This window comes from Kluyvera sp. EC_51, assembly GCF_019584505.1.
Lineage (GTDB): Bacteria > Pseudomonadota > Gammaproteobacteria > Enterobacterales > Enterobacteriaceae > Kluyvera > Kluyvera sichuanensis.
In genome coordinates this window covers 43872-52705 of the sequence record NZ_VDAG01000036.1, presented here as the reverse complement: position 1 = coordinate 52705, position 8834 = coordinate 43872, and the positions used below count along the sequence as shown (strand labels likewise).

Sequence of the window (8834 nt, the reverse complement as noted above, 5' to 3'; positions counted from 1 at the left end):
TGGCACGGCTGGGACGGAAGTCGCTGTCGTTCTCAAAATCGGTGGAGCTGCATGACAAAGTCATCGGGCATTATCTGAACATAAAACACTATCAATAAGTTGGAGTCATTACCGCGCTATTGATGATAACTTATTGCCTATCGCTAACTTAAGTGCGTTATCGGTTTGGGGGCGTCCTCCTACAACATCGTCTAGAGCGGCCGCATCCTGGTATCCGGTGTATGAGGTTACTTTATGTATTCCTGGTGCTATCAGCTATTTTCACCGGGCGATGGGGGTGTTTAACAATGACCTGGATAGTCTTTATATTAGGGATGCGGGGCTACCACGGTTGTAATACTATCTACGGCTATATCTCGGGTAATTATCATGAAAAATATTGTCTCATTGTGCAAAGCATTTTTAAAAATTAATAAAGGCACGATTGCTATTTCAACCGCGATAATGTTTCCTTCATTACTCGGATTTTATTCGATTGCAATTGATGGATCTCGCTTTAACTCCGATCGCGCAAGGCTAAATGATGCAATTAATAATAGCGTCTATGCTCTGGCTGTAGTTGATAATCGTAACGAAACACCTGAAGCTAAAGCTGCGAATAATCAACTTGCCAATAATTATATTTCATATTATTTTCCGAAAGAAACGATCAATGCTGATAATGTTACTGTTAATGCGACCACTGTTTATGATGAGGATAATCTGCTAGCTGCAGTTGATTATCAAGTAACAGCAAATAAAATAAGTCATCCAGTATTTGAATTTAGTAAGACAGATAATAATATGGGGTTTGATAAAAATGTCACCATCAGCGGCAATGAGACCTCAGGAACTGCCAGGCGTACGACATCCGTACCTAAAACAGGGGCTACAGATTATGTTTTCGTCGTTGATTTTTCGACCTCAATGACGTACGCCTCAGCACAATCAGGATATACAAGGGAAAAATTGCTTAAAAGCGTCGTTAGACGTTTAGGTGAGCAAGTTTTTGAATTAAATAATGGTAGCACAATAGGTATTGTCCCCTATTCAATCGGTGTTCCAACCCGTCTTGATAAAACAAACTATGCGAGTGCATCGAGTAAGGAAATTGGTTGTACTTATGCCGGTAAAATGAAGGATGGTTATGAAAGTCTTGACTGGTCATTTTGGTACAATAAACCTACTGGTGCAAATACTGGACGGACTATAACGTTAAATGATTTTATTACCAGAAATGACAAAGATCTTAGAAGTTATTATATTAATATAATCGCTAAAGCTAATGGATATGTCAATTCAACAAAAAATCCTGCGGCTGACAATTGGCTTATCGATAAAGGATATTGTTACGCAAATGCTAAAGGTGAATTAATATGTGATGCTGATGATAAATCATCTATACATAATGATAGAAATCATGTGGAACTTGAGAAAAATCTAAAAAATTTCCTGGATGTGAGTTACTACGAATATATTAAATACGGGATAATGAATGAAAACACGATGGATATCGAGGGAACACTTTCTGGAGATTATTTATTCAACGAAGACAACGTAAAGACATTGGTTAACTTTCAAAACCCATTAACAGATATTCCTTTTTATTGAACCTGTGCTGATGCCTATGACAATACTTATTCCCATAAAACCGCGATGTATAAAAAAATTAAAGAAATAGAGAAACCTGCCTATTATCTACTTGACCTTACTGATGATTCAACGGTATTCGATGAATTTGACTCTATGTATCTACAAGGGTATACGGAAAGTCTTTCGGGGTTATTAAGATCTATTCCTTTGTTAGCTAATGGTAAAAACCCCAGAAAATATATATTTGTTATCTCCGATGGTGAAGATAGCCATGAAGGTTTTAGAAGAACTCTAATGAAAAGCTACAACCTATGCGGTGTTATTAAAGATGGCTTAAAGAAATACCCTGAAGATAGAAAAGCAACGGAGTCGGATATTTTTTATATCTCCCTTGTTAATAATTATACTGTAAAGCAATGGGGTGATGAGTGTGTAGGTACCGATAATTCCTTTGTAGCCACAAAGCTTGATGAATTAATTGAAATCCTCAGTAGCATAATGTTCAAGAACACTATTGAGTATATTAACCCTGCCGAAGTTTCTGATGAAAGTTCTTCAGAAGAAAATTATTCCGATAAGGATTGAATTGAGGTGTGGATATGGATCTCCCACCAGTTATCGATCAGTGTGGGCCTGATGTCGCCACTGAAGTCATCCACCGTATCGTCAGCGTAGAATCCTCCTTTAATCCTTACGCTATCGGAGTGGTTGGAGGGCGTCTTCAACGACAGCCGAAAACGAAGGACGAAGCAGTCGTTACGGCTAAATTCCTGGCTGATAATGGCTGGAACTTTTCGATGGGCCTTGCGCAAGTCAATCGATATAATTTGGCTAAATATGGTTTGAACTATCATTCAGTTTTTGAACCCTGTGCGAATCTTCGTGCCGCTGCGTCTATCTATCAGGAATGTTTTACCAGGGCGTTGAAGACCTCAGACTATAATGATGCAAGGTTGAAAGCGTTTTCCTGTTACTACAGTGGAAACTTTCACCGCGGTTTTATGGCTGATGCTGGAGGGAAAAGTAGTTATGTTCAACGGATTGCTAATGTTGATATTGGGCAGACTGTTACGGCACCCGTAATGCCAATACCCGTCATATCCAACACAAAGAGACCAGAAGCGCAGCATGTGGATAACCAAAAACAAAGACTCTCAGGCGTTCATACTAAATCTGAAGGACGCATTCAAAAGGTAAATGTTCCGTCTCGGTCTTATAATGGTGGTATTAAGCAATTGAGAGGCGATTGAGATCCTCTTCTGTTTTTTTAATAAAAAATAAGATGAGCTTTATCATTTTGAAATTTTTTAAGATCGTGTGCTATATGTTTTATCAATATTAGTGATTTTTAATATGATATTGCACTTTTATATTTTTACGTCTTTTGAAAACGTATTTAATTATGTTATTTGTTTTTTTTTACTGGTCATTGGTTTTTTTTATGACTATAATTTCCTTCGTGTTATACCGAAAGCGGATAGACGAGAAGGTGCCTTTATAACATTCGGTGCTTTTATTTATGGATGAATTTAAAATATTGTTTGTCGGACCAACCGGTGCGGGTAAAACAACGGCTATTGCAGCTGTCAGTGAAATTACCGTTGTGAGTACTGAGGCGCTTCGTTCTTCACTGGATACCGAGTCGGAAAAGAGTCAACTGATACCAAAAAATATGGTCACGATTGGTATCGATTATGGTGAGTTTAGTTTTGAAGATGGCAAAAGAGTTCGTCTTTACGGTGTCCCAGGGCAAACTCGGTTTGAGTTTTTATGGGATCTTATCCATAAAGGTAGTCATGGAATAATAATTCTTTTTGATATATCCAGTAATGCTTATATGTCAGAAATGGAGTTTTTTGTTAACAGGTTTAAGGACGCATTGCTCACGGAGAAATGCATCATAGGTATTAGTAAATATAGCGATTGTTATGAGTCTCGTGTTGCTGAATTCTTAAATTTCATGGATGCTATAAATATTTCTGTTCCTGTTATTGCTGTAGATATCAGGGATAAGGAAGATGTACTGAAGTTGCTTGCTATGCTTGTCAAGTAAGTCGGTTGGATTTTTATATCTTATAAGGGATTAATAAATGAGTAATATTACTGAGTCTTTGAACTCATTGATGGAAGTTTCAGGTGCAATTGCTGCGTCAGTTGTTGATTCAAATAGTGGTATGATGTTAGGGCAAACAACTGGTTCTGGTGTTGATCTCGAGTTAGCGTCTGCAGGTAATACTGAGGTGGTTCGCGCTAAGTTGAGAACGATGGAAACATTGAAGACTAATGATCAAATTGAAGATATCCTGATCACATTAGGAAAACAGTATCATATTATTCATCCTATCGATAAAACCCCGGGTCTGTTTATTTATTTTGTTTTGGATAAATCAAAAGCTAACTTAGCTCTTGCTCGCCATCATGTTCAGGAAGTTCAACATCAGTTAGTTGTGTAAAATATTTACCCCTGTAGGTCTTTCCTGCAGGGGTTATTTTTTAGTATCCCCGCTTTACCTCTTTCTGCAGTATAAAATATGGTCTTTGACCATTTCACTCCTGCTAATCTCAGATACGTGTATATCGCTGTATACCTATTTCTATTTATAAGGTTTTACGTTATGAATATGGGGTTTGATCTTTTTTCTCTTTTATCTTTCTTTTTTTATTTGTCAGCAATATTCTTTTTTTGTAAGGGAACCGGCAGAGGAATAGTAGGAAGTGTCATTGTTTTACTGGTCACTGTATCTACAGTGATATTCAGTATATTTATCGGTAGTTATTTTGTTGCAAACTGGTTCACCGGCATTGGATTTGATGATTCAATATTGTACCATCTTAAATTTGGTGTCGAGGGTGCGGGATATGCTGATTTCTACTTCTTAATAGTCTTGTTTGTTTTCCTACAATTGATTTTTGCGGTTGCACTTGTTTTCTATCTGCGAACCTTCCTGCATAAATATCGATGCTTCAAAAATTCTGTTTCTCAGATAGTCAAAGGCGCGATAATGATATTTTGTGCCTTCGTGGTTCATCCCGCATCATCTAACTTATTGTGGTATCTGTTTAATACGCAGTATTCTGATGATTTTATTGAGTATTTTATTCCTCCTCAGGTTGATTCTGCAGTTGAAAAGCCAAAAAATATAATATATCTCTATCTTGAAAGCCTTGAATATAACTATATGGATGAATCCATTTTCCCTGGCTTGACCCCTGAATTGCATAAGATAGAAAAAGAAAGTGTATCATTTACTAATATAGGCCAAACGGTTGGTGCTAGCTGGACTATGGCTGGTATGGTCTCTAGTCAATGTGGTATACCATTATTGACGACGTTCGCTAATGACCACTTTAGTATTAGCAATTTTATGCCGAATGCAGTTTGCCTGGGTGATATATTGAAATCTAAAGGGTATCACCTTGAATATTTTGGTGGTGCGGACAGCGCTTTTGCAGGAAAAGGCCTGTTCTATAAAAACCATGGTTTTCCTATTGTGAAGGGGAAAGATGAATTTGCTAAAGATATTACCGATGATAAATTTATTAATAACTGGGGTATATCTGATGATAAACTATATGAGTTGTTGTTTTCACAAGTTAAAAACTTAAACGACCAGACCAAGCCCTGGGGAATGTTCTCAATTAATATTGGTACTCATCAACCTGATGGCTATCTTGCTCATTCATGCCTGGATGTGAAATATGCAGATGGCAAAGATAAACTATTAAATGCAGTGCACTGTACTGATATGCTCATTGGTAAGTTGTATCTGTCATTGAAAAAGGCTGGTATATTGGAGAATACGATGATCGTTTTGTCTTCAGATCATCTTGCACCTGCGATGGTTCGCCCATACCAGACGCTGCAAAAAAAAGAACGGCATAATCTATTTATGATCACAGGTGCCGGCATTAGGCCTTCAAAAAATGCGCGTCCGGGTACCACTCTTGATATTTCTTCAACATTATTACGTTTTTTAAACTATGGTTCTCATCCCATTGCTTTTGGCCGTGATTTAAATGGCACGTTACCGACACTTCCAGAACGTTTTCTGAGTGAGAAAGTGATCGATTTAAAAATGTTTTCCTGGCGAAAGATAATCGACTCCAAGTTCTGGGGGTACCCCTCTTTAGAAAAGGTCGTTGCTATCGACCAAACTGGCCATCAGATTTCATTTGGCGGACAATCTTATAATTTCCCCTTGCTCATCGGCTATGCTGAATCTGGAAAAGTTGAAAATGTTTACTTTCGTTACGATGATTTAGTTGCCTATGGTGATAATAGTTTACTTCCTGCATCTTATTTAGCCAATGAATTTGGTAATAGCCAACCATTTCTCTGGGTTGATCGCTGTATAGAAATTTCGACGTTAGCCCCTTCTGTGAAAAAATATGGCAATGACTATTGCTACTATAATGGGTCTTTGGCTTCGACCTACTCTACTGGTCTGGTTTCACAAGACACTCACACGATAAATGTGAGCCGTAATGAGGGGATTTCCTATTCCAGAACTCAGGTGGATACCCGACGCAAGGAACTGAAAGAGAATAATATTATTCAGTGGAGGGGGGTAAACTGGAATACACCCGAAACATTAAGCCTACCGCGAACGGGCGTTATTGCCGTCGGCGAGCGGTCCCTTTTGCAGCACTCAAATATCATTGGCACTGATTTTCCCAACCCTGGTTTAAATCTTTCCCGCGTATCCTATAAAGTCGATTTAAAAAAAGGTGTCTTTTTCCATACTGAAAATCTGGTGAAAGCATCCTCCCGGTCTCTTGCTACTAAAGAAGAATCGCCTACCACAACGACAGCCGGCAAAGAAATCGCTGAGAGTGAATGGACATTCCTGTTCTACATACTGGCAGGCAATGTCGATGAAGAAAGTCGCGGTTATGCTGAGCATCTACCTGAACATTTATCCGCCCCGCTGGTCCAGCGTCTAAAACCAGGAGAGAGCTATATTGCGATCTGGGATAAAGACGCCAGCATGGTGTATGAAGATCATGGCCCGGCGGACCAGGCCATTGGCGTGAAGCTTATCTTTAATAAAGGCCAATAGTACAGGGAGGGCTGTGAACTAGCCCTCCCTTATCTCTACTCTCTACGCCTTTTTCTTCACTTCTTTGCCTTTCAGCAACTTGCGGACCCAAAGACGGTTTGGGTTCAGCGCTGACAATGTTTCTGCATCCATTGGGATCGGTTCTTCGCTCATTTGTGCTGCCAGAATTTCTGCACAAAGCGGGGCAGAGCATAGCCCTCGCGACCCGAGAGCGCCGATGAGGAATAAACCGCGATAGTAAGGGGCTGGCATTGCTGCTTCTTTATTGTTTGCAAGCTGTGCATAGACGCTTAACGTTGCGTTGTAGTCCGGGGCATTGCCGATCATCGGCATATGATCGCGTGAGGCGCAGCGCACGCCGCAGCGCGCATTCTTTGCGCTCACATCAATCGTCTTCGCCCACTCAGCCTGTGGGAAGCAGTCAATCAGTCGTTGTCGATTCTGCTGTTGCTCGCTATCGCGGTAGTCAATCTCTTCACTACCACGACGATAGCTGGCGCCGATACAGTGTTGCTGTGTTTGCGGAGCGTATGGCGTGAGATAGCCGTCGTAGCATAATACCTGCTTAAGGGCTTCAAGTGACGGCGTGGTCTCAATATGGCTGACCTGCCCGCTGACGGAATAGACCGGTAACGCCTCCGTTTGAACAAAGGTATTGATCCGGTGCCCATTGGCTAAAACCACCGTTTGATGATGCGCTGTTTCGTTATGCGCAAAGGCCACCTGCCAGCCGTCTTCCTGTTCTGTTAATGACGAGACGGTATGTCGGTAGACGGTATGCAATCCTTGCTGCTCGGCCAGCGTCAGAATTCCCGCTGTCAATTCGGCAGGGCACAGCCATCCGCCTTGCGGATAGGTTATTCCCCCACAGTCCGTTGCCACGCCGGCTATCTGCTCAACCTCATCAGCTTCCACCGATGTCGCCAGCGCCGATGGAAGATCTAATGACAGCAGTTGCGCTATCTTTTGCTGGCTCTTCTCATCCCATGCCAACTGGGTGACGCCACACCAGCTGTGCGAGAAAGGGATTGGCAGTGCATCATACAGACGGCGAGCAAAGGTAAAGGCTGCCGGGAAGAAGCGGTTGATGCTGCCATCCTGTTTACTCAACAACGGGTATAACGCTCCCTGACGGTTGCCCGAAGCCCCTTGAGCGGGTTTATCATCCGCGCAGTAGAGGGTCACCTGCCAGCCGCGACGAAGCAGTGCGAACGAAAGCGCAGCGCTGGCAATCCCCCCGCCAATGATGGCGACTTCTCGCTTGTCTGTCCCTTTGCGTGCAAACCACGGGGTTTTTGATGGTGGCGCTAAATCCTGCTCCATCGTCCCGCAGAGCATGTCGCGCTTACGCCCAAAGCCCTTGGTCTTGCGCATGGTGAACCCGGCTTCCTGCAGGCCACGGCGAACAAATCCTGCTGAGGTGAAGGTGGCAAGCGTACCGCCCGGTCTGGCGGTTCGCGCCATCGCGGCAAACAGCGTTGGGGTCCACATATCCGGATTTTTCGCGGGAGCGAAGCCATCAAGGAACCAGGCATCGACCTGCTGATTAACGCTATCGTCGAGTTTGTCGGTGAGCTCGTTGATATCACCAAACCATAAATCCAGCGTGACGCGCCCCCCGTCGAGCAACAGGCGATGACAACCTGCCAGCGGCAGCGGCCACTGCGCCTGGAGCTGTTCAGCCCAGGTCGCGAGTTCTGGCCAGTGCTGGTGTGCCAGACGCAGGTCGTCGGCCTTCAGCGGAAATTTTTCAAAACTGACGAAATGTAATCTTTGTAGCGTAGCGTCAGGATGCTGGCGGCAAAAGGCGTCGAACGCCTGCCACAGCGTCAGGAAATTGAGGCCGGTACCAAACCCACTTTCTGCCACCACAAACAGCGGGCGGGGGTGGGCAGGGAAGCGTTCTTCCAGATGGTTACCGCCGAGAAAGACGTAGCGCGTCTCTTCCAGACCATTGTCATTGGAGAAGTAGACATCGTCAAAATCTCGGGAAACAGGTGTACCCTCACTGTTAAATTCGAGGTTGGCAGATTGTATGGCGTTATGTTTCACGTAAGTTACTCGTGCGGCAAGGAGTCTGCGGATCTTAACGATGCGGGCTCGAAGGCGCAAATTTCTGCATAAAATTGCTGATCGGACTTGTTCGGCGTACAAGTGTACGCTATCTTGCGACTCGAAACTTTAAAATAGTGATGACTTACA

Annotated in this window: 8 protein-coding genes; 7 read left to right on the top strand and 1 reads right to left on the bottom strand. The window is 42.7% G+C overall.

The genetic code is table 11. From position 1 onward, the window contains the following. From FHC49_RS10175 to FHC49_RS10145, 7 genes are all read left to right on the top strand, one after another. Positions 1 to 98: IS1 family transposase (locus tag FHC49_RS10175; protein WP_000851394.1), on the top strand; the 98-nt coding region annotated here is incomplete at its 5' end. 271 nt (positions 99 to 369) lie between these two features. Further along, positions 370 to 1590 (top strand): TadE/TadG family type IV pilus assembly protein, encoded by a 1221-nt coding sequence (locus tag FHC49_RS10170; RefSeq protein ID WP_220439690.1) that lies wholly within the window; start codon positions 370 to 372, stop codon positions 1588 to 1590. A 45-nt stretch (positions 1591 to 1635) separates the two neighbouring features. Further along, positions 1636 to 2157: a hypothetical protein gene (locus FHC49_RS10165; protein WP_220439689.1), complete on the top strand. Its 522-nt coding sequence runs from the start codon at positions 1636 to 1638 to the stop codon at positions 2155 to 2157. 14 nt (positions 2158 to 2171) lie between these two features. Beyond that, positions 2172 to 2822: a lytic transglycosylase domain-containing protein gene (locus tag FHC49_RS10160; RefSeq protein WP_185666765.1), complete on the top strand. Its 651-nt coding sequence runs from the start codon at positions 2172 to 2174 to the stop codon at positions 2820 to 2822. A gap of 269 nt (positions 2823 to 3091) precedes the next feature. After that, a complete protein-coding gene (locus FHC49_RS10155; RefSeq protein ID WP_220439688.1) occupies positions 3092 to 3625 on the top strand; it encodes an ATP/GTP-binding protein in 534 nt (177 codons plus the stop codon). A gap of 37 nt (positions 3626 to 3662) precedes the next feature. Further along, on the top strand, positions 3663 to 4025 hold the full coding sequence (locus FHC49_RS10150; protein WP_185666767.1) for a hypothetical protein: 363 nt from the start codon (positions 3663 to 3665) through the stop codon (positions 4023 to 4025). A gap of 162 nt (positions 4026 to 4187) precedes the next feature. Beyond that, complete coding sequence (locus FHC49_RS10145; protein ID WP_220439687.1) at positions 4188 to 6632, top strand: sulfatase-like hydrolase/transferase; 2445 nt, start codon at positions 4188 to 4190, stop codon at positions 6630 to 6632. A gap of 42 nt (positions 6633 to 6674) precedes the next feature. Here the strand turns inward: FHC49_RS10145 and mnmC are convergent, their stop codons facing one another. After that, positions 6675 to 8684, bottom strand: a complete 2010-nt coding sequence (mnmC, locus tag FHC49_RS10140; protein WP_220439686.1) for a bifunctional tRNA (5-methylaminomethyl-2-thiouridine)(34)-methyltransferase MnmD/FAD-dependent 5-carboxymethylaminomethyl-2-thiouridine(34) oxidoreductase MnmC — start codon at positions 8682 to 8684, stop codon at positions 6675 to 6677. Between the last annotated feature and the right edge of the window lie 150 nt (positions 8685 to 8834).